Genomic DNA, 24336 nt, shown 5'->3' with positions numbered 1-24336 from the left:
TTTTCATGCGCAAGATCAAAACCATCGACGACATAACCAAAGACGGCAAGGTCGAGTTTGGCGAGGGCTACGAGTTTGTGGGCACCGCCGAGGAGGCCGACGCCATCCTGATGCGCTCCACCGACCTGCACGGCTACGAGCTGCCCGAGGGCATCCGCGCCATCGCCCGCTGCGGCGCCGGCGTCAACAACATCCCCATCGAGGAGTACGCCAAGAAGGGCGTCGTCGTCTTTAACTCCCCCGGCGCCAACAGCAACGCCGTCAAGGAGCTCGTCCTGGGCATGCTGGTGCTCTCGAGCCGCGGCGTGGTGCAGTCGATGAACTGGGTGCGCGACAACGCCGACGACCCCGAGATTCAGGTCGACGCCGAGAAGGCCAAGAAGGCCTTTGTGGGCCGCGAGCTCAAGGGCAAGCGCATCGGCGTCATCGGTCTGGGCAACGTGGGTTCCAAGGTCGCCAACGCCTGCGTCGACCTGGGCATGGACGTCTACGGCTACGATCCGTTCATTTCCGTCGAGCACGCGTGGGTGCTGAGCCGCGAGGTGCAGCGCGTGGGCACACTCGAGGACCTCTGCCGCGGCTGCGACTACCTCACCGTGCACGTGCCCAGCAAGGCCGACACCATCGGCATGATCAGCACCGAGCAGATCGACCTACTGGCCCCGGGCGCCGTGCTCATCAACTACGCGCGCGAGACCATCATTGACGAGGACGCCGTCGACGCAGCCCTGCGCGCGGGCAAGCTGAGCTGGTTTAGCTGCGACTTTGCCACGCCCAAGACGGTCAAGATGCCCAACACGTTTATCACCACGCACTCGGGCGCCGGCACCGGCGAGGCCGAGGCCAACTGCGCCGATATGGCCATCAGCGAGCTCAAGGATTACCTGGAGAACGGCAACATCGCGCACAGCGTCAACTACCCCGCCTGCAGCATGGGCAAGGCGCGCGCCGCAAGCCGCATTGCCTGCCTGCATGCCAACGTGCCCAACATGATCGGCCAGATCACGGCGATCCTGGCCAAGGACAACGCCAACGTGCAGCGTATGACCAACGAGTCCGCCGGCGAGAACGCCTACACCATGTTCGACACCGACGAGCACCTGGACAGCAGCACCATCGAGGCGCTCAAGCAGATTCCGTCGATGTATCGCGTACGCGTGATCAAGTAGCGTCGGCGCCAAGCCTGCCAGACAGGCAATGAAGCTCATTCGGCCCCCGTTTTCGCGAAACGGGGGCCGATTTCGTTGCTCCAGCTGGTTTTTAAAATGCTACCCAGAATAAGTTTTTTCGGATAATCGACAGTCATGCCTAAATCACTGAGCGCACCTGCTCTGATAAACAGCTTTATCAGGGACTTTAGTAGGTAAAAATCGATCTCTCTGTGCCGAATGTAAGTTGACTGTCTATTTTCCGAAACAACTTATTCTAGATAGCATTTTTAGGGCCCTCCAAAGGCGAAATTGAAGCCTTTTTGCGACCAAAACTCTAGTCCGCGCGACCGTTTTCCACCCGCACGGCTACATTCCCGCCCAATCGATAAAAATCTCCTCACGAAGCCGCCGTTCGAGCTTCTGCTGCCGCGGCGTCTTGTCTTTCAACGGCACATCAAGATAGGACATGATGAGTTCCATCACCACGCGGAAGGCATCGGAGTCGACCAGCTGACCATAGGTCATCAGAACGACAGGATATCCCATCGCTTGAAGGGCCGTCGTTCGATCGGAGTCCGAGATCTTGGATTCTATGGATCCGTGAATGGCTTTACCTTGACATTCAACCAGGCACTCTCTGCTGCCGTCCTTATTTGACAGCAGGATATCGGCGTAGCGCCTATCAAGCCCCGAAATCAGGCGGGCGCTGCGCGTCATGCGAATCTCAACGTTATTGGTAAGGCGCAGCCCTTCGCCGCCGCGCAACCTCGTAAGGCCAAACAGCATCGAAGCCTGGACCTCGAGCGGCGATGCCACAACCCCCGTAATGCATTTCGCGGCACGCGTGAACGATTTAGCACCGCGGAGCCCCTGGATCTTATCGACGTACTCGGTTAGTTCAGAGAGCTCAATCAAGGGCGGTCGTTTCCACAGGTCCGTTGGATTCCCCGAGGTATCCTTTACGTTTTCCCAGCCCGACCGTGCGTCACCCCACCGGCTCCCATATGCCTGCTCAAGCGCCGACTTTACCTGAGGCGCAATCTTGCACACGGCAAAGGTGCCGCACATCTCATACATGCACATGATCAGGCGCTCATTTGAGACCGAGGAAGCCAGGGTCAGCAGGGTAAAGAGCGGGGACGCGACATCAAGGCCAAACTCTGTCTGCCACACGGAGCCAAACGGCCTCTCCCCGTTCCAAACATGTCTGACAATGCGGCCGCCCTTGCGCCCGCAGAGGCCCTGCGCCAACACGTGTAGCGGAGTGCCCAGGAAATGCGTGACGAGCGGGTGCTCACAAAGATGCTCCCTGCGCGGATCGTCCGCAGAATCGGGCAGGTCCGGCATTATTGCCAAGACCTGCGGAGGTATCCGGTGATACCGAAAGGCAGATATGTCGCACAGCATGTCGTCCATGAAGGATACGTACCCATTGCGTCGTTTGTGAGCCTGCCCGGACGCCAAACGCGATGGCTCGGCCTGTGAACGGTTAATACTGCTACGCACACGTCGCGAATCTTCCAGGTGGCTTACAATCGGTTTTGGAAACAAACTGATTGTGAGGTTGCATATGGTTGATGAGAACTTTGCCTGGCGGCTTACGCAGGAGCTCGTGAAGATTGATAGCTCGGACCCGGGCGCCTACGAAGGCGAGATCGAACACTTCATTAAGAGGCTCATTGAACAGCAGCTGGCGCAGCTTGATAGTCCTGCGCTCGATGCCGTGCAGGTTGCAGAGCTCGAAGTACTCCCCGGACGCTGCAACCTTATGGTCACCGTGCCGGGTGTGAGCGACGAGCCGCGGCTGGTCTACATCTGCCATATGGATGCCGTCACCCTAGGAGATGGCTGGAACGCGGACACACCGCCACTCGGGGCGACCGTGCGCAACGACAAACTCTATGGCCGGGGCGCCTGCGACATGAAGGGCGGCCTGGCTTGCGCCATTACCGCGCTTGTCCACGCACTCGAGCGCGTGGCGGCAGAGGGCGAGCTGCCCCACCGCGGCTTCTCGCTTATTTGCTCGGTCGACGAAGAGGACTTTATGCGCGGCTCCGAGGCCGCCATCGATGCCGGCTGGGTCGGCTCGCGCGAATGGGTGCTGGACACCGAGCCCACCGACGGACAGATTCAGGTGGCGCACAAGGGTCGCACGTGGTTCGAGATCGAGATGACCGGCGTCACGGCGCATGCGAGCCAGCCCTGGAAGGGCGCGGATGCCGTCGCCGCCATGGCCGAAGTCGTATGCTCGCTTCGTCGCGCGTTCGCGGCGCTGCCCGTGCATGATGAGCTGGGGCCTTCGACCATCACGTTTGGACAGATCGAGGGCGGCTATCGCCCCTATGTCGTGCCCGACCGCGCCAAGGTCTGGGTCGATATGCGCCTGACGCCGCCGACCAATACGGCCGCCGCGACGCGCATGGTAGAGCAGGCCATCGCCAGCGCCGAAGCCACAGTCCCCGGTTGCCATGGAAGCTATACCGTGACAGGCGACCGACCCGCCATCGAGCGCGAACCGGTCTCTCCCCTTCTAGCCGCGCTCAAGCGTGCCGCCGATGACGTGACAGGCGCGGACACGACCGTCGGCTTCTTTACCGGCTACACCGACACTGCCGTCATTGCCGGCAAGACGGGTAACCGCAACTGCATGAGCTATGGCCCAGGCTCGTTGGCGCTCGCCCATAAGCCCAACGAATATGTGCCCCACGCCGACATCGTTCGCTGCCAGCGGGTGCTGATCGCGCTCGCCGACAACACGCTCTGGGGCGCGAATAGCCAAGTTGGGGCATAATAAGCCGCGAACAAACCGACTCGCGCGTTAGGACTGTCCATGAAAGCTCTTCCGTTTCCCTGCATCCGCCCGGCTCAGGACCGTGCGCTCGAGGCGCTGCCTGCGATGGACAGCATTCTGAGTAACAACGAAGCCCTGCGCGGTGCGATTGCCGATGGGCTCATGCTCAAGGATCCGGGTGCGGCGTATTACGTGTACGAATGCTCCGGAGAGCCAGGGCGCGTGACGGGCGTTGTGGCGATCTGCCCGGTTAACGTGCTGACGGGTAACGACGAGGCCGCCGCCGAGAGCGTCGACGCACTCGCCGCCGCCCGTACAATCGCCGAGCTCAAGGTGCAGCCGCGCCCCGTATCGCTCGCCTACGAGGCGTCGCCCGTCATGGATATCATCCTGGGCGCCGCCAAAGAGGGCGCATCGCTCTACGCCGTCACCGACCCCGCCGGTATTACGCATCGCGTATGGGAAATCAAGCGCGAGGACGCCGTTGCCGCCATCCGAGCCATGCTCGATCAGGCACCGGAGCCGGCACTGGCCGACGACCCCGCCTACGCTGCCGCGCTGGCAGGGGCGGCGCAGCTCCTGGCAGACGAGGCCCGCGCAGCCGGCACCTACACGGGCAAAGAGCCGTTCAACTTTACCGTGGCCGTGCTGTTCCCCGCCGCGCAGGTCAGCGGCGGCGCGCCGCAGGTTCCGACGGGTCTGCTCACTCACCAGATCTCACGGTTCTAGCGAACTCAAACGCGAAGCAGGAAAACCCAGCATCCAAACAAACAAGGGGCGGAGATGCAATGCCCGTGCATGCATCCCCGCCCCTTTCGCATCAAACAATTACGCCGGCGACCCGCATCGCCGCGCCCGCGCTACCCGCGCTGCGGGCCCGCTGCCGCCACGAGCGGCTCTAGCCCCAGCTCACGCGCGTAATCTTCCTGCGTAAAGACTTCGACCAGTTCAAACGTATCGGTTGCATCGTCAAACGCAAAATGCAGAACCGAGCAGTTGCCCGGCACGCGCTCGCGCTCGTCGGCCGCCGCTCCCCTAGAGTGGTCCAAAAACTCCTTGATGGCCGAGGCATGGCTCACCGCGAGCACGCACGAATGGTCCGGACGTCGCATAAGATCGGTCAACGTCGTCACCATGCGCTCCCGTACCTGCATCTGGCCCTCACCGCCAAACTGACGATAAAAGTCACGCCACGGACGCTCGGGCATCAGCATCACGCGCTCGGCCTCAAAGTCGCCAAAGAACCACTCGCGCAGGCCATCCAGACGCTCGTAGGCAAGGCCCGGCCACAGGCTGGCGATAGTCTGCTCGGTGCGGTGCAGCGTCGAGGTGTAGGCGTGATCGGGCTCAACGCCACGCGCACGCAAGAACATACCGGCACGCGCCGCCTGCTCGCAGCCCAACTGCGTGAGCGGCGAATCGCTCCATCCCTGAATAATGCGTTTAAGGTTGAATATTGTCTGTCCATGACGGACCAGATACAAATCTTTGTTCATAGGGGTCCTTTTCGTTCGTTACCAATCGAGGAGCGAAAACGCCCCGTCGCAATAGCCAAAATGAAGCACGGCACCGTTGTCGGGCTGCTCTCCCCCGCCGGTCACGCATCTAAGAAACTCCTGGCAGGCAGAGCCATGAGAGACCGCAAGCACACGATCGTGCTGCGGTCGGGCCATAATACGGGACAGCGCCGCGACCATGCGCGCCCGAAGCTCGCCTTCCGACTCGCCACCAAAGGCCACCGGATAATCGCCCCAGGGCTGCGGCGGCATATCGCGATTTGATGTGCCCTCCAGCGTGCCCAGGCGCCACTCGCGCAAATCATCGACCGGCTCTATGGGAAGATCCTCGCCAACGATCAGCTCGGCCGTGTGGCGCGCCCGACCCAACGGAGACGAATACGCGTGGTCAAAGGAGATGCCGCGCGCCTCAAACGCCGCGCGCGTCGCCAGTGCCTGCTCGCGCCCGCGCTCCGTGAGCGGCGAGTCTTGCCAGCCCTGCAAAATGTTCTGCACGTTAAGCTCGGTCTGCCCATGCCGAACCAAATACAGATCGGACACACGCCCTCCCCTCGCACCACCACAAAGGGGACAGGCACCTTTGTGGTGGTTTGCCGCCGGATCGCGCCGCAACGACGCAACTACACCAGCACGTCGGCAAGCGGACGCTTGGGCACGTGATGCACCTGCGCCTCGTCGCGCCAGTAATTAATTGAACCGTCGGGGTTGGAATCGATCGCGTCGATAACCTGGGTCTCGGCCGGCACGCCAAAAGCCATGATCAGCTTGAGCTCGTACTTGTCGCCGTCGAGCCCCATCGCATCGATCGCGCGGGGCGTAAAGGCCTTGAACATGCAAGCCGCCACCTCGGGCGTTGCGCTGCGCGCGGCGAGCATCATCGTCTGAGCCGCGATGCCCGTGTCGACCTCGGTGATAGGCGCGGCGGGTTTGCCGGGAACGGTGCGCTCGGCAAGAATTGCAATGTAGCCGGTCGGACGCTCGCCCTCGACAGGACCCGGCCAGTCCTTGAGCGCCCCGGCCCATGCAAGCTCGTCAAACACGCGAGCGCAGTCCTCGGCACCGCTCACCACATGAAAACGCAAGCGCTGAGCATTGGCGCCACAGGGGACCAGGTGCGCCAGCTCTGCCAGCTCGAGCAAAAACTCGCGCGGCACGCGCATGGACTCGTCAAAACGGCGGCATGTGCGGGCGCGACGGACCAGCGCATCAAACGCATCCAGGCCAAGCTTTTCGCAACCCTGCTTTGCCATCGACTCGGCGCTCAACGGCACCACGGGAACTGCTTCGTTCATAGGGACCCCCAAAAAGCCAATTGTTCTTAGGAAAATCTAACCTAAAACGCAGGCAATAACGAACAGAGCTGCAATGTTCTACACCTGTTGAATAGAAAATCGCGACGTGGGGAACAACGGAAACAAATCGGGGCCTTTGAGTTGCGTTTCGCCCTCCCCGACCCATACACCAGCTCCTTTAGGCGATACTGGTTGTAACGACCGCGGCTTACGCCGCACGGAAAGGAGGCCTCATGGGCATCTTTAAGAATGATGACCGGCAATCGAGTCTGTTTGGATTTGACGAGAAAAGCATGGCAGGCAAGGCGATTAAAGCCGTGCGCTGGATCTACGCCGCCACGGGTGTCATCGCGCTCATCGCCGGCATCGCGCTGCTGTTTGCACCCGCTAAGACCCTCGTCTTTTTGACGACCGTACTGGGCTTCTACTTTGTGATCACGGCTGGCGTCAGGCTGTTCACCGCCATTTTTGAGCCGCTGCTGCCCGCCGGCTGGCGCGTCACGAGCATCCTCGCCAACCTGCTCATCATCTTGGGCGGCGTGGTGATCCTGCGCAACCAGGCGCTTTCGACCGCGACGCTCAGCACGCTTGTGGTGGTCGTGGCCGGCTTTGGCTGGATTGTCGAGGGCATCATGTCGATTCTGGAGTCCGAGCTTTCTTCCAACCGCGCCCTCGCCATCCTGAGCGGCGCGCTCTCCATCATCGCCGGCGTGTTCGTGTTCATCTACCCGCTGTGGTCGGCAAAGATGCTCGTCATCTTTACCGGCGCTGCGCTCCTGGTGTTTGGCGTGACGCTGGTTATTCGCGCTATCCGCTTTGGCAAGCTGGTGCATTAGATGCCGCGAACGCTGTTTATTGATGCCGACGCCTGCCCGGTCACGCGTGAGTCGATCGACTGCGCGCGACGGGCGGGTGTTGCCGTGGTTGTCGCCGGCAACAGCACGCAAAACCTGGAGCGGCACATTCGCCGTGACGACCCACGCGATGCCGAGCACGCGCGACGTGGCTTTTGGGTCACAACGCTCGACGTGAGCGTAGGCGCCGATAGCGCCGACTTTGCCATTATCGAGCGTCTGCAGGCAGGCGATGTGGTCGTGACACAGGACATTGGCCTGGCGAGCATGGTGCTCGGTCGCGATGCCGCCGCCATCGGCGTGCGCGGGCGCGTGTACGACAAAGCCACCATCGATATGCAGCTGTTTATTCGTCACGAAGAAAAGAAAGTACGCCGCGCCGGCGGTCGCACCCGTGGACCGGCAGCCTTCACCAGCGAAGACCGCGCCCGCTTTAAGCGCAACCTCACCGACCTGCTGCGCTAACCAAGGTAGATTTTTGGGACATGCCTAAAAATCTACCTTTTTGTTTTGGCGATTGGCGCGCATCCAACGCCGGTCATGGCGGTAGATGTTTGAGGCATGCCCCAGTTTTTACGGGATACCTCAAACATCTACTTAGAGGCCAAAGGCGGAAAGGATAAGGCCCCAGCCGGCGCCGATGACGTACATCATGACCAGGAACACAGCGTTTTCGCGAGCGCTGCGGTTGGTGCGGAACAGCACCAGGTAACCCACGCCGGCAGAAATAAGCGTGCCGGCGAGCATCGGTGCCAGCTGCAGCGCGCCTTCCAGATACAGCTGCGTAATGACCACGCTCGCTGAGCAGTTGGGAATGAGGCCGACAAGCGCCGAACCCAGGACGGCGAGCGTCTCGTTGCCGCGCAGGAACTGCTCGATCGCGGACTCGCCAAAGGTCTCGAGCACGGCGACCAGAATCAGCGTCACCAGAAAAATGAATACCGAAACCTGCACGGTGTGCGAAATCGCGCTGCGGATAATCGACAGGACGGGCGCGCCGTTGTGTGAGTGGGAGTGACCGTGGTGGTGTTCGTGCTCGCCCTCGTGTCCGTGGTCGTGGCCATGTCCGTGGTCACGCTCGTCCTCGTCTTCATTACAACCGCAATGATCGCGCTCGCACAGCTCATGGATGTGGTCGGCGCTCACGCCCGCCTCGGCCACCTCGTCGATGATGTCACTGCCGCTGTGATCGTCATGTGCGCAGTTAACGTGCGCCGGATTGGCAGCGGTTCCCAACACGGTACGGCGGATCGCCGCATGAGCACGGGCGTTGCGACGCAGGCCGCGAATGGCGGCATCCACGATAAAGCCCGTGACCAGCGCGATCAGCGCCTTCGAAGCCAAAAGCATCGCCATAGTCTGCACGGGAACCTGCTCGGCAAGTAGCAGTGGCAACATCTCGTCGGAGGTCGAGAGAAACACCGCCACCAGGGTGCCCAACGTCACGACGCGACCGGCGTACAGCGTTGCCGCCATCGCCGAAAAGCCACACTGCGGCACCATGCCCAGCAACGAGCCAACCACGGGGCCAGCGGCGCCGGCACGCTTGATGGCGCCGTTGACGCGATCGCCCGCCACATGCTCTAACGTCTCGAGGGCCAGATATGTCACCAACAAGAACGGCACCAGCGAGAGCGTGTCCTTGCCGGCGTCGAGCAAAATATCAATCAGCAAATCCATGACGGATGGAACCTTTCGTGTCTTTCGGCAGCATTGTAAAAGTCCTAGCGGTCAACTAGGGTATTGTAGTTGTCCTAGGCGTGATGCCAATAGTTGCATGTGGTAAACTATCATCTCGCCACATCTCAATGACCCCGAGCCGCACGACGCGGCCCGTCCAAGGAGCAGTATATGAACGTTTCGCAAGCACTCGAATACGAGCGCCAGCCGTTTATCCCCATGTTCATCTATGGCGATCACGCCGCCATGGAATCCGAGCGTCAAAAAGGCGAAGAGGCCCTCAAGGTGCTCGAGACCGAGTACTTTACCGCCGAGGGCGACCCTGGCTTCGACTTTGCCACCGTGCGCGACCTGGCCGACCGCAACCGCGACCTATGCGACCAGATTGGCGAGGCGCGCCTGCGCAACGTGACGCCCGTGACGCTTTCGCGCGGCCTGTCCGACGCCGATACCTGCGCCGCCATCGGCAAGATGCAAAAGCGCACCGCCGCGTCCGTCATGCGCGAGATCCGCGGCGACCGCGATGCGCTCGGCGTGGCGTACGCCCGCAAGCCCATCCAGGGCACGGTGCTCGGCATCGACATCGAGACCACCGGCCGCGCACCCGAGCGCGGCTACATCATCAACGTGGGCTGGGAGATCATGGAGCTCACCAGCGACGCCGTCCCGCACGACGCCGAGGCACACTACTGCGGCCTGCCCGATATCTACCGCGGCGAAGATGTGCCGCTGTCGAATATCCATCACATCACCTGGGACGACATCGACGGCAAAATGCCCTTCCGCGAGAACAAGGAGCTGCAAAAGCAGCTGCTCAAGCTCATGAAGAAATACCCGTACATGGCGCACAACGCCGCCTTTGAGGACAGCTGGTTCAAGATCCATCTGGACGGCTATGCCGAGGCGCGCCGAGCCGGCAAGATTATCGTCATCGACTCGCGCCAGATCTGCCGCAGCCTGGACGCCGACGTGCGCTCGCTCCCCCGCGAGTCCGCACCCGCCGCACTCGAGAACTGGGCACGCCGTCGCGGCACCCTCGCGCCCGACGCCAACGAGCAGCACCTGGGCCTCGACGACACCGACCTCATGCTCCGGACGGTGCAGGCCGAGTTCAACCTCAAGAACCTGTTTGCCAAGTAGATTGCCAAGCAGAGGCGCCATTCGCGAGCAACACTTGCCGGACCATAGCGCCCCGCGCAAAAGCGACACGCCGAGGCGCTCCTCTCAAGCGACGCAATACGGGCCGATGTCCAAGCGGATATCGGCCCGTTTTTCGCGCCGTACAACGCGGCCCTCCAGTCCCCGATGTCTAGCCGCCGCATAACCAAGAACTTCATCTGCGCATGTTCAAGCCAAATTGCACATTTCTGTTGACGCCGTCTTTGCATCAAAACGATGCTGACCATCATCAGTTGTGGAGGTCTGCGTGGTCAGCGAGCTGCGACAATGCTCCAAATAGCATCTTTCTCCATCATTGGCGTCAAGCGCTTGGACAGCTTTTGTTATGCCGCGACATTTTACCTTGGCGTTCATTGCGAACCCCGCCGCCTGGTCTGCCATGCTATCTGTATGAGTATCGTGCTTTCACATAACACGGCAAAAGCGGTCTACCAAGCCGCATACTCGGTATCCGCAATTGGCACCGAGCCCTGCAGCCCTGCCAAGATCTACGGGGCGCGCCCCAGCAAGGAGCTGCTCGACTCTGCCGCCGACTGGCTCGCCAGGCACAACGTCGCTCTGGATAACGATGCCCCGCTCGATACAACGGTGTTCGAGCGCGCAAACGTGCGCAGCATGACGGGCTGCAAGTGCCACGTATCATCCAAGCGATTCGCGGGCTCGCGCTTTATCAAGCTTGCCGACGACATCTATATTGTCGGCGTCGAACTCTGTGCGCTTCAGGCCGCAACCTATCTTCCCTTTCGAGAACTTGTGGAGTACTACTTCGAACTGTGTGGAGCCTATTCCCTTGGGCACGATGCCTCAACATCCTATACCGAGCGCTTCGCGCTCACCTCGACTTCGAGCCTTAAACATTTCTTTAACTCCCTTATCGACTGCAAGGGCCTCGAACTTGCCCGAAAAGCCATCCAATGCGTGCGAGACGGATGCCGATCGCCGATGGAAACGGCGTTTGTCATGATGCTCACGCTACCCAGGCGCGAGGGCGGTCTTGGCATTAGCGAGATCGAGACCGACTACGAAGTAAAGGTCACAGCTGCTGCAAAGAATCTCACGCGGCGCGAAAAGTTCTATATGGATTCATATCTCAAGCGGTCCCGAACCGACATCGAATACAACGGATTTCAGCACGATGCCGAAGAAGACCGCGCCATTGACGAAGAGCGCAAGAACGCGCTGGCGTCCATGGGCTACGGAATCATTACCGTCAGTCGCTATTCCTTTATGCACGCCAGCGCCTTCGCCAGGGTTATGGAGGCAATCCAGCGAAAGGAGGGCATTCGCCCATCGCGCCTGCCCAAAGATTTCGCAATCAAGCAAGAAGAGCTACGACAATTTGTGCTCAGGAGATTTATCGAGGAAAAGAAGCGTATTGAGGAGCTCCTCCGTCAAGACGCAGCGCAGGGTAATGCACTTGAGCTCGAGCGCGCAGTGCTCGAGGGCATCTCGCTGGACGACCCGACGATCAACAATGTCCCGGCCATCGACGACATGCAAGTCATCGAGCTGGATTGCCCGGAGTTCGCCCAAACAAGCACCTCCACACCCGAAGGCAGGGTGTACGGGGCCAGAACAGAGGCGGACTGACAGGGTGGGTACCCCGGCGACGTGCAAAAACGGGAGTTTTCAGCAGAGCCGAGTATCCGAGGGCGGCCGAATTGCCCCATTTTGCACCGAAGCCGCTGTTTTCGATGTAAGTTAGGCAACAGCTGGGGAATATCTATTGCCATTTGCACTCCAGTAAAGCCCTGTGGCGGCAAACGACGCCGTATCATGCAATAAATAACCCCTCGTCGATGCTGAAAACTCCCGTTTTTGCACGTCGCTAGGGTACCCACGTTGGCATCGGCGGCCTTATCAGCACCAACCAATGCCCTTAGCCGCCTCTAGAGCCATCCGATAGCAAAAAATTTCGCAAATTATATTGACATATGAACATGCGCTCATATACTCGGAAGTAAGTTATATGAGCACATGTTCATATGTAAGGATATTGCAATGAGCGAACACGCCGATGAAATAAGGACCGACATCGACACCGCCATCGTGCCCGACATCCCCACCACTTGTTCGCCCGAGGACCTTCCCGACGAGGAGCTGCTGTACGACCTTGCCGACTTGTTCAAGGTTTTCAGCGACACCACGCGTATCAAGATCCTCTACGCTCTCATGGGCCGCGAGCTCTGCGTGGCAGACATCGCCGAAGCGACTGCGACTTCGCAGTCCGCGGTGTCGCACCAGCTGCGCACGCTCAAACAGTCGCACCTGGTTAAATTCCGGCGCGACGGGCGCAATATCCTCTACTCGCTCGCCGACGATCATGTCTACACCATGCTCAACCAAGGCATGAGCCACATCTGCGAATAGCGACCAACCACGGTACCAGCGAGGTCTGCACCCAAGCCGCAAATACAGGGAAAGGAACCCATCATGAAAAAGCAGTTCAAGCTCGACGAGATCGACTGCGCCAACTGCGCGCGTAAGCTTCAGGACGAACTCGCCAAGCTCGAGGGCGTCAAATCCGTTTCGGTCAACTTTATGACTCAGAAGCTGACGCTCGAAGCCGACGACGCTGAGTTCGACGAGGTCCTTGATCGCGTCGTGGAGTTCACCGCCGACGCTGAGCCGGACTGCGAGATCATTCTCTAGCCTGCGCATACGCTGATACGCAAGGCCGCGCTTGCCGCGGCCTTTGCTCGCGAAATTACATGAGCGAGTGTTCATACATTCAAATGGAAGGATACGAGTCATGGCAACCGCCGACCCCAAGAAGAAAAAGAAGAAGCGCAAGAAAAAAGAGTCACTCGAGCATAAACGCAACCGCATCCTGGTAGCACTGGGTATTCTTGTCGTGGTGTACGCCCTCGATGAGCTCGGCGCCCTCACTATCGCATTTGGAGAGCCCGGCAACATCTACGCCAGCTTTGTGCTGTTCCTCGTGCCGTTTTTGATTGCCGGATACGACGTACTGCAAAAGGCATTCAGCAACATCCGCCGCGGCAAGGCCTTCGACGAGAGCTTTCTCATGGCCGTCGCGACCATCGGCGCGTTTGCCATGGTGCTCTTCCCCGATACCGACCCGCACATGGCCGAAGGCGCCGCCGTTATGCTGTTCTACCAGGTCGGCGAGCTGTTCCAGGCATACGCCGTGGGCAAGAGCCGCAAGTCGATCAGCGCCATGATGGACATCGCGCCCGATTACGCCAACGTTGAGCAGGCTGACGGCACGCTCGAGCAGGTCTTTCCCGATGACATCGCCGTCGGCACCGTCATTGTCATCAAGCCCGGCGAGCGCGTGCCCATCGATGGCGTTATCGTCGATGGCGAGACACAGCTCGACACCGCCGCCCTCACCGGCGAGTCAGTCCCCCGTACCGCCAAGACCGGCGACGATATCATCAGCGGCTGCATCAACATGACGGGTCTTATCCGCGTGCGCACCACTAAACCCTTTGGCGAGTCCACCGTCGCGCGCGTCCTGGAGCTCGTGGAGAATGCCAGCGAGAAGAAAGCACGCACCGAAAACTTCATCACACGGTTCGCCCGCGTCTACACGCCCGCCGTCACCGGCGCGGCAGCGGTGCTCGCGCTCGGCGGCGGCCTGGTGACCGGTGCCTGGTCCGATTGGATCCTGCGCGGCCTGACCTTCCTCGTCGTCAGCTGCCCATGCGCACTCGTAATTAGCGTGCCACTGAGCTTCTTTGGCGGCATCGGCGGCGCGTCCAAGCTGGGAGTTCTCATCAAGGGCTCCAACTACCTCGAGGCGCTCGCCGATGTGGATACCGTCGTCTTCGACAAAACCGGCACGCTCACCAACGGCACGTTCTCGGTCGTCGCGGTGCACCCCGAGGGCAGCTATACCGAGCAATCGCTGCTTGAAGTCGCAGCCCTCGCCGAGTCGTTCTCCGACCACCCCATCGCGCAGTCGGTGCGCGCCGCCTTCCAGGGCCAACTCGACCCCAAGCGTGTATGCGAATCCACCAACGACGCGGGCCACGGCGTGACGGCGAACATCGACGGCAAGCACGTCGTCGTCGGCAACGCCAAGATGCTCGCCGCGTCCGGCGTTGAAACACCGGACTGTGAGGTCGTCGGCACTATCCTCCATGTGCTGGTCGATGACGTCTATGCCGGTCACATCGTAATTGCCGACACCGTCAAAGCCGATGCCGAGCAAACGATTCGCGAGCTGCACGCCGCCGGCGTCAAGCGCACCGTCATGCTCACGGGAGACCGCGAGGAAGTGGCCGCCGCCGTGGCCAATCAGCTGGGAGTCGATGAGTTCCACGCGCAGCTTCTGCCAGGAGACAAGGTCGAGCGCGTCGAGGCATTGCTGGCGACCGAATCGGGCAAGGGCAAGCTCGCCTTTGTGGGCGACGGTATCAACGATGCGCCCGTGCTCACCCGTGCCGATGTGGGCATTGCCATGGGCGCCATGGGCTCCGACGCCGCAATCGAGGCAGCGGACGTTGTGCTGATGGACGACAAGCCGTCCAACATTTCCCGCGCGATCCGCGTGGCTCGCAAGACCATGACGATTGTTTGGCAGAACATCATCTTTGCGCTGGGCATTAAGTTGCTGATTCTGGTACTTGCGGCACTGGGCATTGCCAACATGTGGCTCGCCGTCTTTGGCGACGTGGGCGTGGCGATCATCGCCATCCTGAACGCCATGCGCGCGATGGGTGTCAAGAACCTGTAGCATACGTGGGACAAGCAGGGCGACGCGGCACACAACGCGCAAGGGGCGTCCCCAACTGCCGGCAGAAAAGGAACGTCCCCAAGTGCCGAGCCGCAGCTATAGCAGCCCAAAGTGCTTTGCGGCGTTGTAAATTCCGTCGTCGTCCACGGCGGTCGTCACGTAGCTCGCCGCAGCCTTTACCGTGTCTTGCGCGTTGCCCATGGCCACGCTCGTACCCACGGCGGCAAACATCGACAGGTCGTTCTCGCCATCGCCAAAGGCGATCGCCTCGCTCGCGTCGATGCCCAGGCGCTCAAGCGTCGCCGCCACGCCCAGGTCCTTGCCGCCATTGGCCGGAATAATATCGCAGAACAGGTCGCACCAGCGCGTGGTAAGCGAATGCGACACGGCGTCGGTCACGATATGCTCGTCGGCCGGATCCACAAAGGCGCAGAACTGGTAAACCGGCGCATCGAAGGCGTGCTCGAACGGCTCCTCGTGGTAGACGATTCCCGCGTTGTTACCGGCCGTCACCACGCGCTCGGACAGGCGGTTCACAAACGAGTTCTCGCCCTGCATGCACAGTGAGTCATAGCGCCCCTCGGCCACCTGGTCCACAATCACCGCAACGTCGTCCGGATCAATCGGACAGCTGCGGTAGACGCCCTCGGCATCAAAACAGTGCTGGCCCGAAAGCGTAATATACGCATCCCAACCAAGATCGAACAGCCAATCGGGCATCTGGTAGGTCGGGCGGCCCGTGGCGATCACGCACGCAATCCCCTGCTCGTGAAAGCTGTCGAGCACTTGCTGCGCCGACGCCGGAATCCAGTGCGTCTTAAAGCTCAGTAGCGTGCCGTCGATATCGAAAAATGCGGCTTTGATCATCCTCGTCTACTCCTCGCCCTCGAGCTTCTCGCTCGCCTCGAGCCACGCCATCTCCAGCTCGTCCATAGCGGCGTGAGCCTCGTCGATCTTTGCCTGCTGCTCGCCCAGCGCCGTGTAGTTGGTGGGGTCGACCTGAGCCATCGCGGCCTCGGCCTCCTCCACGCGAGCGCGCTGCGTCTCCATCTTGCGCTCGAGCGAGCTCACCTCGCGGCGGAGCTTCTGGCGCTCGGCGTTGGAAAGGCCATTGGGCTGACCGCTCGCCCCGGGCTTTTCGGCCGCAGCTGCCGCGGCACCGGTGTCAAACGTGCCGGTCTTGGCGCTCGGCGCACCCACGGGCTCGCCCTCGGCGGTGGCATTGCACAGGCGCAGGTACTGGTCGACACCGCCGGGCATATGCGTCAGGTGACCATCGAGCAGCGCCCACTGCTGGTCGGTCACGCGCTCCATCAAAAAGCGGTCATGCGTTACCAGAATCAACGTGCCGGGCCAACCATCGAGCAGGTCCTCGACAATCGCCAGCATGTCGGTATCCAGGTCGTTGCCGGGCTCGTCCAGGATGAGCACATTGGGCTCGTCCAGAATCGTCAGCAGCAACGACAGGCGACGGCGCTGTCCGCCCGAAAGATCGCCGATACGACTCCAGAGCTGCTGCGTCGTAAAGCCCAGACGTTCGCAGAGCTTCTCGGGCGAGGTCTCCTTGCCATCGATAACGTAGTACTTCTTGTAGTTGCTGAGCACCTCGCGGATCGTGTCGCCCATGTAGGGCTCGAGCTCCTCGAGCTGCTGCGACAGCACGCCAAAGCGCACCGTCTGGCCAATCTTCACGCGGCCGCGCAGGGGCGCGATCTTGCCCTGAATCACATCGAGCAGTGTGGACTTGCCGGCGCCGTTCTCGCCCAAAAGACCATAGCGGTCGCCCGCACCAATGAGCCAGGTCACGTCGGAGAGCACTTGCTTGGGCGCGCCGTCGGTATCGGCATAGCCGGCGTCCACGTCGACCACGTCGATAACCTGCTTGCCCAGGCGGCTCACGGCGAGGCGCTTGAGCTCCAGCTCGTCGCGCACGGGCGGTACGTCGGCGATGAGCTCGCGAGCGGCCTCCACACGAAACTTGGGCTTGGTGGAGCGCGCCTGTGCGCCGCGGCTCAGCCACGCGAGCTCCTTGCGCGCCATGTTGCGACGGCGCTCCTCGGTAACGGCGGCCATGCGGTCGCGCTCTACGCGCTGAAGGATGTAGGCCGAGTAGCCGCCCTCGAAGGGGTCGACCTGGCCGTCGTGGACCTCCCACATGCTGGTGCAGACCTCGTCCAAGAACCAACGGTCGTGCGTGACCACGAGCATGGCGCCCTGGCCGCGCTGCCAGCGGGCCTTTAAGTGGCGCGCGAGCCAGTTGATGGTGCGCATGTCCAGGTGGTTGGTGGGCTCGTCGAGCATGAGTACATCGTAGTCGCCGATCAGCAGACGCGCGAGGTCCACGCGGCGGCGCTGACCGCCCGAAAGCTCGCCCACCGTGCCCTCCCAGGGCACATCGCTAATAAGGCCGGCCAGGATCTGGCGCGTACGCGGACTCGAGGCCCATTCGTACTCGGGCGTGTCGCCGACGACGGCATGATGCACGGTGTCGGTATCGACCAGGTTGTCCTTTTGGCCGAGCAAACCAATCGTCGTGTCGCGGCGGTGCGTCACGCGGCCGTCGTCGGGCTCCAGCGTACCGGCGAGCACACTTAGCAGCGTCGACTTGCCGTCGCCGTTTTTACCGACGATGCCAATGCGGTCGCCCTCGTCCACGCCGAGCGTCACGCTATCGAAAATATGCTTGGTGGGAAACTCTAGGCTGACGGAATCGCATCCCAAAAGAATCGCCATATGCCCTGCTCCTTCGTAGAAATTCAACGTTGTCCATGATAGCAGCGAGCCCCACCCCAAACCACCACGAAGGTGCCTGTCCCCTTTGTGGTGGTCGTTTCGGTCGCAGAGCAAAAAGGCGGGCCATCTCCCGCAGGAGATGACCCGCCTCTCCAATCAGTCCCGCGGCAACCTTGGCCGCCGCGGGCCTCAAGCATGTCCCGGACTAGGAGAACATGCCGGTGAGGTAATCATTCAGCCGCTTATCCTTGGGCCGTTGGAAAATCTCGTCGGTCTCGTCGTACTCGACCATATCGCCCATGTAGAAAAACGCCGTGCGGTTGGACACGCGCGACGCCTGCTCCATGTTGTGCGTCACGATGACGATGGCGCGATCGGCAACAATCGATGACATCAGGTCCTCGATTGCCAGCGTCGAGATGGGGTCGAGCGCCGAGCAGGGCTCGTCAAACAGAATCACATCGGGATTGAGCGCCAGCGTGCGCGCAATGCACAGGCGTTGCTGCTGGCCGCCCGAAAGCGCGTAGGCGCTCTTGTCGAGCTTGTCCTTGACCTCGTCCCACAGCGCCGCGCCGCGCAGGCTTTCCTCGACCATGCGATCGAGCTCGTCGCGGTCAGTAATGCCGTGGCGTTTGGGCGCAAACGTGATGTTGTCGCGAATGGACTTGCGAAAGGGGTTGGGCTGCTGAAACACCATGCCAATGGAGCGACGCAGCTCGTAGGTGTTCTCGGTCTTGGTGTTCACGTTGCGCCCGCGATAGTAGATCTCGCCCTCCACGCGGCAGCCGCGAATCTCGCGATTCATAAGGTTGAGGCTGCGCAAAAAGGTCGACTTACCGCAGCCCGAAGGCCCGATGAGCGCCGTGATCTCGCCCTTGTGAAAGTCGAGCGACGTATCGTGCAGCGCATGGTGGTCGCCATAGTAAACGTTGACGTCCTTGGTGGAAAGCACGACCTCGTCGCTCACGGCTTTGCCGCTTACGCGCACGCGCTTCTCGCTCTCCCCCACGCTCGACAAAAAGTCCTGGGTCTCGGACGCGGCCGCCTCGGTTGCGGGCGTTGCATTTATCTCGCTCATTCGGCCGTCATCCTCCTTGCCAGTTGCTTGCCCACGATACGGGCGACTACGTTAAACAGCAGCACGCAGATCATCAGCAGTGCCGCGGTGCCCCAAACAATCTGCTGTGCCTCGGGGCTGCCCTCGCCGTAGATCTTATAGATGTGCACGGCGAGCGACTCACCGGGGCGGAACACGTTCCAGGCGCAAGTGGGACTCGACAGGTTAAAGCTCAAGAAGTTCAGACGCACCGGCGAGCTCATGCCCGAGGTAAAGAGCAGTGCTGCCGCCTCGCCAAACACACGGCCGGCCGAAAGCACGATACCGGTCACAATGGCGGGCATGGCCTCGGGGATCAGGATGTGCAGCGTGGCTTCCCAACGGGTGAGGCCCATAGCCAGGCACGCATCGCGCTGGGCCTGCGGCACGTCCTCGAGCGCCTGCTGGATCACGCGCACCAGGATGGGGATGTTGAACATGGTGAGCGCGACGGCGCCGGAGATGATGGAGTACTTCCAGCCCAGCTGCACCGAGAAGACCAGAAAGCCGAACATGCCGACGACGATGGAAGGCAGCGAGGACAGCGTCTCGATGGCGGTGGAGGCGATGTCACGGATGGGTCCGTCCGGCGCGTACTCAACCAGGAAGACCGCGCCGCCCAAGCTGATGGGCACGGAGATACCTAGGGTGATCAACAGCAGATAGAACGAGTCGAACAGCTGGTAGAGCACGCCGCCCTGGGTTCCGTTGGCGCGCGCGGGCTGCGTGAGAAAGCCCGGCTGGAACAGCGTCGAGATGCCCTCGAACAGAATATAGGCCACCATGGAGACGACGATGAGCATGACGATGGCGACGATTGCCGTCAGCACGCCCGTGGCGATGCGGTCCTGCTTTTGGACGCGCCTGAGTCTCGCCTCGTCGATATGAATGCGCGTGCTAGCCACGAGCCTTCGCCCCCTTGCGGCCGATAAGGTGAATGATCAGGATAAAGATGAGGCTCATGCCCATCAGCAGCAGACCGAGCGCCCACAGGACGTCGTCTTGGGCCGAGCCCTCGGCATAGACCGCCATGGACGTGGTGAGCGTGGTGGTGATGGTGGACGCCGGCGACAGCAGCGACGTCGGCATGGCCTCGATACCGCCGATAACCATGCGCACGGCGAGCGTCTCGCCAAAGGCACGGGTCATGCCAAGGATGACCGCGGTCATGAGCGACGGCATGGCGGATTTGAGTACCACGTGCCAGATGGTCTGCCAGCGGGTGTAGCCCAGCGCGAGCGATCCCTGACGGTAGCTATCGGGCACGGCACGCAGGCCATCGACCGAAAGGGTGGTCATCGTCGGCAAGATCATGACGGCCAGCACAATGGCGCCGGGCAAGATGCCCAGGCCCGTGCTCACGTGGAAAACGCTTTTCATAAGACCGACGACCACGTGAAAGCCGACCAGGCCAAAGACGACCGAGGGAATGCCGGTCAAAAGCTCAATAAGCGGCTGAAACACCTTGGAGCCAAACTTAGGGCTAATCTCGACCGCAAAGATGGCAGAGCCGATGGCGATGGGCAGCGCGATAAGCGTGGAGAGCACCATGACCGCAAACGAGGTGACGATCAGGGGCAGGGCGCCGGTATAGGGCAGGCCGTTTTTGGCCGTGTTGGCCAGGTCCCACTTGGTGCCGGTAAAGAACTCGACGACCGAAACGCCGTCCTTGAGAAAAGCCGAGAGGCCCTTTTGGGCGACCATAAAGATGAGCGCGGCAACGACAAGCGTCACGAGCGCTACGCACGCGCCCGTGACGCCCAGGCCCACGTTCTCAAGGTCGCGCTTTGGCAGCTGTTTTGCCATTGCAAACCTTTCCGGGGCGATTACTTATTTAGCGGAGACCTTGCCGCTGGCGTCCTTGACGACCTTCATGGCAGAGACGGGGATAAAGCCCTGCTCCTCGACGAGTTTGCCCTGGACGTCGTCGGAAAGCATGAACTCCAAGAAGGCCTTGGTGGCATCGTCGGCGTCCTTTGCGCAGTACATGTGCTCGGTCGCCCAGATCTTAAAGGAGTCGTCGGTGACGTTTGCGCTCTTGGGCTCCACGCCCTCGACCTTGATGGCGTTGAACTTGGAGTCGTCGAAGTGCGAGAAGTCGAGGTAGGAGATGGCGTTGTCGGTGCTGGCCATCTGAGTCTGGACGTCGCCGGACTTGTCGAGCTCGGCGTCGCCCTTAAAGTCGACGGCCTCGTCACCAAAGACGGCGGCCTCGAAGGTGGCGCGGGTGCCGGAGCCGGCCTTGCGGTTGAGAACGACGATCTTGGCGTCGTCGCCGCCGACCTCCTTCCAGTTGGTGATCTGGCCGGAGAAGATGCCCTTGAGCTGCTCGAGGGACAAGTCGTCGACCTTCACGTTCTTGGAGACGACAGGGCCCATGCCCACGACGGCGACCTCGTGGTCGACGAGGTTCTTGACCTGGTCGGCCTCGAGCTTGGTCTCGGCGAAGACGTCGGAGTTACCGATGGTGACGGTACCGGCGGCAACGGCGGTCAGGCCCTTGCCCGAACCGTTGCCCGAGCCAGAGACGGAGACGTCCGGGTTGGCGTCCATGAACTTCTCGGCAGCGGCCTCGACGAGAGCCTGGAACGAGGAGGCGCCGTCGTAGGTCACCTCGCCGGAGACGGACTCGGCAGCGGCGCTGCCCTTGTCGGCGGCGTTGGAAGCGCCTGCGCCGCCGCAACCAACGAGGCCGAGGCCCACGAAGCTGGCAAGACCACCAGCGAGGCCGAGGAACTGACGACGAGAATAAGCCTGATCGAGCATGATCTTCCTTTCATACATGCGACTCGCGGGCACCCTGCCCGCTTTGCTGTTTGGAAAGATACGGCCTCGATCGGGCGGTGTCCGCGCCAACTGCGGTTTCTTACGGGCATTTGATAGACCCTTACCGCAAGCGCGACTCGGCTTTACAAACGAATAACAAACCCGCCCCCAAGCATGGCCCGCCTTTTACACCAATAAAAACAAAGTTGCGGTGAAATAGCTCCTGCTTGGCCATCAAATGGCCCATTCTAGGAACTATTCCATCGCAACTTAGATTAGGAAACCGCGTAACCTTAAAGCTCTAATTCATTCAAACGGAGGATCGCAACAATATAGATCTTGAGCGCCTGCTTGAGCTGTTCCTCGTTGGCGCACTCGTTGGGGCCGTGCATCTGGCCGCCCCATGCGGGCAGCTCCAGACCGGTTTCCTCGGGGCCAAACGACACGGCGCGGGCAAAGTTGCGCGCGTACGTGCCGCCGCCCATGGCAAAGGGCTCGGCATGCTTGCCCGTAAACTCGTTATAGGTATCAATAAGCGCCTTCACGGCCGGATCGTCGGCGGACACCGAGAACGGAACCTTTGCACGACCCACACGGCACGTCACGCCAAAGCGGCCCACGAGCGGCTCGAGCTGCTCGCAGATGGTATCGGCGCTCGTGCTGTCGGGGAAACGTACGTCGATGACCTGCTCAATATGGCCATCCATCACACGGATAACACCGGGGTTGCACGTGAGCGGGCCAAATGCCGGGCTCGTCGCGTCGATACCCAGGCCGTGGCCATAGGCATCCGCATGTACAAAGGTCAGAAACTTGACAAACTCGTGCTCGGCGGGCGTCAGCAGGCGCTCGTCGCGTGCACCAAACGCGTCCTCGGCCTCGCGCAGATACGCCACGATGAGGCCGACGGCATTGATCGTTCCCTCGGGCATCGAAGCGTGGCCGCCAATACCGTGGGCGAAAATCTGCGCATGCCCGTTATCGAGCGCCGTGATCTCCAGGCGGTCGGCGTTCTCAACGGGCGCCGGCAGCTCATCGGCGGCAATCGCGAGCTCGCAGATAGACTGCGACGGAATGGCGTTGCTCGCCTCGGCACCGCTCCACGATACGATGCGCCCGCCGTCGATCTTGGAGCTCACAAACGTCGCCCCAAACTGCCCCTTCTCGGCATTGCAGACCGGGAACTCGGCATCGGGCGTAAACAAAAAGTCGGGGTCTGCGTGGTTCTCCAGATAATGGTGAACGTCGGACATGCCCACTTCCTCATCGCAGCCCAGCAGCGCGCGGAAGGTATAGCGCGGCACAATGCCGTGCTTGATCAGGTAGGCACCGGCGTAGAGCGACAACACGGCCGGGCCCTTGTCGTCGATCACGCCACGACCGAGCAGCCAGCCCTCGCGGCGCTCCATCGCAAACGGGTCGGTGTTCCAACCGGGACCGGCGGGCACCACATCCACATGGCAGATGGTCGCAAGCTGCTTATCGCCGCGGCCGGGAATGTCGGCGATTCCCACATAGCCCTCGTCGTCGCTCGTCTGGTAGCCGAGCTTTTGCGCAATGCCGAGCGCACAATCGAGCGCATTACGGACCGGGCGGCCAAACGGCGCACCGGGCTCCGCATGGGCAGCAACGGCCACGGACGGATAGCTCACCAGCCGCTCGATATCGGCAACGACATCTTCCCAGATCTCGTCGACATACTCGGTAACGCTCTGCTCCACCTGATTCATGGACGACCTCCTTACCAATGAGCGACGGCCACACCCGCCCCTCGCATAACGTCATTAGATGGCGAAAAGTTTAGCAAGCTCGGCCACCGAGTGCACCACTGCATCGGCACCCGCCGCCTCGTGCTCGCCAGGCACCGCCGCGCCCGAATAGATGCCAACGCACGGCACGCCCCTTGCGTGCGCGCCCTCCACATCGTTAAAGCGATCGCCGATCATCACGGCATCGTCCGCCGTCGCGCCGAGCGCCGCCAGGGCATCGCGAACCGAATCGGCCTTGGTCTCGCGCCCCTGCGGCGGATTCATACCGACCACCGCCTCAAACTGCGAAAGCCCCAGCTCGCCCACCATGTCGATGCACTTTGCCTCCATGCGCGACGTCGCCACGGCCAAGTGATGCCCCTGGGCGGCCAAGCCATCGAGCAGTTCGGGAACTCCATCGAACACGGGGTACTCTTCCGGTCCCAGCTCATCAAAAAAGGCACGGTACTCGTCGGCCACCACAAGCGACTCCTCGCGCGAGAAGCCGTAAAAGTCGTGGAAGCTCCTCCACAACGGAGGCCCGATCATGCGGCGCAGGTCACCCATCTGCGCCTCAGAAAACCCGCGCGCAGCCAGCGTTTTACGCGTCGAGGTCATCACCGCCCGGCCCGTATCGGCCACCGTGCCGTCAAAATCAAACAGTACGACCGACCGCTTGCATATCTCCAGAGCCTCCATCGACATCCCTCTTCCCCAGTTGAAGATTTCCACACCGACACTTCAAACTGTTGACTATTCAACAATTGAACCTAGCAATGTGGAGCGACTCTACTATACTTGTCGCACTTTGCTCTCAGAAGGCG

General features: G+C 61.3%; 23 protein-coding genes. 10 read left to right on the top strand and 13 right to left on the bottom strand.

Going from position 1 to position 24336, the window contains the following annotated elements; translation table 11 throughout:
* Positions 1-5: 5 nt before the first annotated feature.
* The gene (locus tag ACTQ48_RS01575) at positions 6-1169 is read left to right on the top strand and encodes a phosphoglycerate dehydrogenase (RefSeq protein WP_154515718.1); all 1164 of its coding nucleotides are present in this window, start codon (positions 6-8) and stop codon (positions 1167-1169) included.
* A 348-nt stretch (positions 1170-1517) separates the two neighbouring features.
* Here ACTQ48_RS01575 and ACTQ48_RS01570 read toward each other — a convergent pair whose 3' ends face one another.
* The gene (locus tag ACTQ48_RS01570; protein WP_441569949.1) at positions 1518-2498 is read right to left on the bottom strand and encodes a hypothetical protein; all 981 of its coding nucleotides are present in this window, start codon (positions 2496-2498) and stop codon (positions 1518-1520) included.
* A gap of 223 nt (positions 2499-2721) precedes the next feature.
* Between ACTQ48_RS01570 and ACTQ48_RS01565 the strand changes: the two genes are divergently transcribed.
* Positions 2722-3942 (top strand): M20 family metallopeptidase, encoded by a 1221-nt coding sequence (locus ACTQ48_RS01565; RefSeq protein ID WP_441569948.1) that lies wholly within the window; start codon positions 2722-2724, stop codon positions 3940-3942.
* Positions 3943-3981: 39 nt separating this feature from the next.
* The gene (locus ACTQ48_RS01560) at positions 3982-4671 is read left to right on the top strand and encodes a DUF1015 family protein (protein ID WP_441569947.1); all 690 of its coding nucleotides are present in this window, start codon (positions 3982-3984) and stop codon (positions 4669-4671) included.
* A gap of 131 nt (positions 4672-4802) precedes the next feature.
* Here the strand turns inward: ACTQ48_RS01560 and ACTQ48_RS01555 are convergent, their stop codons facing one another.
* From ACTQ48_RS01555 to ACTQ48_RS01545, 3 genes are all read right to left on the bottom strand, one after another.
* The gene (locus ACTQ48_RS01555; RefSeq protein WP_427794603.1) at positions 4803-5438 is read right to left on the bottom strand and encodes a histidine phosphatase family protein; all 636 of its coding nucleotides are present in this window, start codon (positions 5436-5438) and stop codon (positions 4803-4805) included.
* An 18-nt stretch (positions 5439-5456) separates the two neighbouring features.
* On the bottom strand, positions 5457-5999 hold the full coding sequence (locus ACTQ48_RS01550; RefSeq protein WP_427747436.1) for a histidine phosphatase family protein: 543 nt from the start codon (positions 5997-5999) through the stop codon (positions 5457-5459).
* 80 nt (positions 6000-6079) lie between these two features.
* Positions 6080-6751 carry a nitroreductase family protein gene (locus ACTQ48_RS01545; protein WP_441569946.1) on the bottom strand — a complete coding sequence of 224 codons (672 nt, stop codon included), beginning with the start codon at positions 6749-6751 and terminating at the stop codon, positions 6080-6082.
* 233 nt (positions 6752-6984) lie between these two features.
* Between ACTQ48_RS01545 and ACTQ48_RS01540 the strand changes: the two genes are divergently transcribed.
* Together ACTQ48_RS01540 and ACTQ48_RS01535 are read left to right on the top strand one after the other, a co-directional pair.
* Positions 6985-7587 carry an HdeD family acid-resistance protein gene (locus tag ACTQ48_RS01540; protein WP_441547739.1) on the top strand — a complete coding sequence of 201 codons (603 nt, stop codon included), beginning with the start codon at positions 6985-6987 and terminating at the stop codon, positions 7585-7587.
* Complete coding sequence (locus ACTQ48_RS01535; RefSeq protein ID WP_154515742.1) at positions 7588-8070, top strand: YaiI/YqxD family protein; 483 nt, start codon at positions 7588-7590, stop codon at positions 8068-8070.
* A 132-nt stretch (positions 8071-8202) separates the two neighbouring features.
* On the opposite strand, the gene ACTQ48_RS01530 is transcribed toward ACTQ48_RS01535, so the two are convergent.
* Positions 8203-9285 (bottom strand): putative manganese transporter, encoded by a 1083-nt coding sequence (locus tag ACTQ48_RS01530; protein WP_441569945.1) that lies wholly within the window; start codon positions 9283-9285, stop codon positions 8203-8205.
* 171 nt (positions 9286-9456) lie between these two features.
* On the opposite strand from ACTQ48_RS01530, the gene ACTQ48_RS01525 reads away from it, so the two are divergent.
* The 5 genes from ACTQ48_RS01525 (at position 9457) to ACTQ48_RS01505 (ending at position 15169) form a co-directional block, all read left to right on the top strand.
* Positions 9457-10425, top strand: a complete 969-nt coding sequence (locus ACTQ48_RS01525; RefSeq protein WP_441569944.1) for a 3'-5' exonuclease — start codon at positions 9457-9459, stop codon at positions 10423-10425.
* Positions 10426-10863: 438 nt separating this feature from the next.
* Complete coding sequence (locus ACTQ48_RS01520; protein ID WP_441569943.1) at positions 10864-12054, top strand: hypothetical protein; 1191 nt, start codon at positions 10864-10866, stop codon at positions 12052-12054.
* A gap of 411 nt (positions 12055-12465) precedes the next feature.
* Entirely contained in the window at positions 12466-12834 is a 369-nt protein-coding gene (locus tag ACTQ48_RS01515) for an ArsR/SmtB family transcription factor (protein WP_427747430.1), read from the top strand.
* Positions 12835-12897: 63 nt separating this feature from the next.
* The gene (locus ACTQ48_RS01510; protein ID WP_195363207.1) at positions 12898-13116 is read left to right on the top strand and encodes a cation transporter; all 219 of its coding nucleotides are present in this window, start codon (positions 12898-12900) and stop codon (positions 13114-13116) included.
* Positions 13117-13216: 100 nt separating this feature from the next.
* Positions 13217-15169, top strand: coding sequence for a heavy metal translocating P-type ATPase (locus ACTQ48_RS01505; RefSeq protein WP_441569942.1), 1953 nt, complete (start codon positions 13217-13219; stop codon positions 15167-15169).
* Positions 15170-15265: 96 nt separating this feature from the next.
* Here the strand turns inward: ACTQ48_RS01505 and ACTQ48_RS01500 are convergent, their stop codons facing one another.
* The 8 genes from ACTQ48_RS01500 to ACTQ48_RS01465 form a co-directional block, all read right to left on the bottom strand.
* On the bottom strand, positions 15266-16036 hold the full coding sequence (locus ACTQ48_RS01500; RefSeq protein WP_441569941.1) for a Cof-type HAD-IIB family hydrolase: 771 nt from the start codon (positions 16034-16036) through the stop codon (positions 15266-15268).
* Positions 16037-16042: 6 nt separating this feature from the next.
* Positions 16043-17902, bottom strand: a complete 1860-nt coding sequence (locus tag ACTQ48_RS01495) for an ABC-F family ATP-binding cassette domain-containing protein (RefSeq protein WP_441014850.1) — start codon at positions 17900-17902, stop codon at positions 16043-16045.
* 205 nt (positions 17903-18107) lie between these two features.
* Complete coding sequence (pstB, locus tag ACTQ48_RS01490; RefSeq protein ID WP_441569940.1) at positions 18108-18980, bottom strand: phosphate ABC transporter ATP-binding protein PstB; 873 nt, start codon at positions 18978-18980, stop codon at positions 18108-18110.
* Positions 18977-19903, bottom strand: coding sequence for a phosphate ABC transporter permease PstA (gene pstA / locus ACTQ48_RS01485; RefSeq protein WP_427795763.1), 927 nt, complete (start codon positions 19901-19903; stop codon positions 18977-18979). The genes pstB and pstA overlap by 4 nt, the downstream gene beginning before the upstream one ends.
* Entirely contained in the window at positions 19896-20804 is a 909-nt protein-coding gene (gene pstC, locus ACTQ48_RS01480) for a phosphate ABC transporter permease subunit PstC (protein ID WP_427795762.1), read from the bottom strand. Before pstC ends, pstA begins: the two co-directional genes overlap by 8 nt.
* A gap of 24 nt (positions 20805-20828) precedes the next feature.
* Positions 20829-21782, bottom strand: a complete 954-nt coding sequence (locus ACTQ48_RS01475; protein WP_427794614.1) for a phosphate ABC transporter substrate-binding protein — start codon at positions 21780-21782, stop codon at positions 20829-20831.
* A gap of 275 nt (positions 21783-22057) precedes the next feature.
* Positions 22058-23494: a M20 family metallopeptidase gene (locus tag ACTQ48_RS01470; RefSeq protein WP_441569939.1), complete on the bottom strand. Its 1437-nt coding sequence runs from the start codon at positions 23492-23494 to the stop codon at positions 22058-22060.
* Positions 23495-23548: 54 nt separating this feature from the next.
* Positions 23549-24211 carry an HAD hydrolase-like protein gene (locus tag ACTQ48_RS01465; protein WP_441569938.1) on the bottom strand — a complete coding sequence of 221 codons (663 nt, stop codon included), beginning with the start codon at positions 24209-24211 and terminating at the stop codon, positions 23549-23551.
* Positions 24212-24336: the final 125 nt, after the last annotated feature.

It is taken from the genome of Collinsella sp. Sow4_E3 (assembly GCF_052116285.1).
Lineage (GTDB): Bacteria > Actinomycetota > Coriobacteriia > Coriobacteriales > Coriobacteriaceae > Collinsella.
Note: the sequence above shows the minus strand (reverse complement) of the source record. Positions and strands in the feature narration are given on the sequence as shown.

Bases quoted from the DNA above. Each gene is read 5' to 3' on its own strand.
- ACTQ48_RS01575 (WP_154515718.1), top strand. From the start codon at position 6: ATGCGCAAGATCAAAACCATCGACGACATAACCAAAGACGGCAAGGTC.
- ACTQ48_RS01570 (WP_441569949.1), bottom strand. From the start codon at position 2,498: ATGCCGGACCTGCCCGATTCTGCGGACGATCCGCGCAGGGAGCATCTT.
- ACTQ48_RS01565 (WP_441569948.1), top strand. From the start codon at position 2,722: ATGGTTGATGAGAACTTTGCCTGGCGGCTTACGCAGGAGCTCGTGAAG.
- ACTQ48_RS01560 (WP_441569947.1), top strand. From the start codon at position 3,982: ATGAAAGCTCTTCCGTTTCCCTGCATCCGCCCGGCTCAGGACCGTGCG.
- ACTQ48_RS01555 (WP_427794603.1), bottom strand. From the start codon at position 5,438: ATGAACAAAGATTTGTATCTGGTCCGTCATGGACAGACAATATTCAAC.
- ACTQ48_RS01545 (WP_441569946.1), bottom strand. From the start codon at position 6,751: ATGAACGAAGCAGTTCCCGTGGTGCCGTTGAGCGCCGAGTCGATGGCA.
- ACTQ48_RS01540 (WP_441547739.1), top strand. From the start codon at position 6,985: ATGGGCATCTTTAAGAATGATGACCGGCAATCGAGTCTGTTTGGATTT.
- ACTQ48_RS01535 (WP_154515742.1), top strand. From the start codon at position 7,588: ATGCCGCGAACGCTGTTTATTGATGCCGACGCCTGCCCGGTCACGCGT.
- ACTQ48_RS01530 (WP_441569945.1), bottom strand. From the start codon at position 9,285: ATGGATTTGCTGATTGATATTTTGCTCGACGCCGGCAAGGACACGCTC.
- ACTQ48_RS01525 (WP_441569944.1), top strand. From the start codon at position 9,457: ATGAACGTTTCGCAAGCACTCGAATACGAGCGCCAGCCGTTTATCCCC.
- ACTQ48_RS01515 (WP_427747430.1), top strand. From the start codon at position 12,466: ATGAGCGAACACGCCGATGAAATAAGGACCGACATCGACACCGCCATC.
- ACTQ48_RS01510 (WP_195363207.1), top strand. From the start codon at position 12,898: ATGAAAAAGCAGTTCAAGCTCGACGAGATCGACTGCGCCAACTGCGCG.
- ACTQ48_RS01505 (WP_441569942.1), top strand. From the start codon at position 13,217: ATGGCAACCGCCGACCCCAAGAAGAAAAAGAAGAAGCGCAAGAAAAAA.
- ACTQ48_RS01500 (WP_441569941.1), bottom strand. From the start codon at position 16,036: ATGATCAAAGCCGCATTTTTCGATATCGACGGCACGCTACTGAGCTTT.
- ACTQ48_RS01495 (WP_441014850.1), bottom strand. From the start codon at position 17,902: ATGGCGATTCTTTTGGGATGCGATTCCGTCAGCCTAGAGTTTCCCACC.
- pstB (WP_441569940.1), bottom strand. From the start codon at position 18,980: ATGAGCGAGATAAATGCAACGCCCGCAACCGAGGCGGCCGCGTCCGAG.
- pstC (WP_427795762.1), bottom strand. From the start codon at position 20,804: ATGGCAAAACAGCTGCCAAAGCGCGACCTTGAGAACGTGGGCCTGGGC.
- ACTQ48_RS01475 (WP_427794614.1), bottom strand. From the start codon at position 21,782: ATGTATGAAAGGAAGATCATGCTCGATCAGGCTTATTCTCGTCGTCAG.
- ACTQ48_RS01470 (WP_441569939.1), bottom strand. From the start codon at position 23,494: ATGAATCAGGTGGAGCAGAGCGTTACCGAGTATGTCGACGAGATCTGG.
- ACTQ48_RS01465 (WP_441569938.1), bottom strand. From the start codon at position 24,211: ATGGAGGCTCTGGAGATATGCAAGCGGTCGGTCGTACTGTTTGATTTT.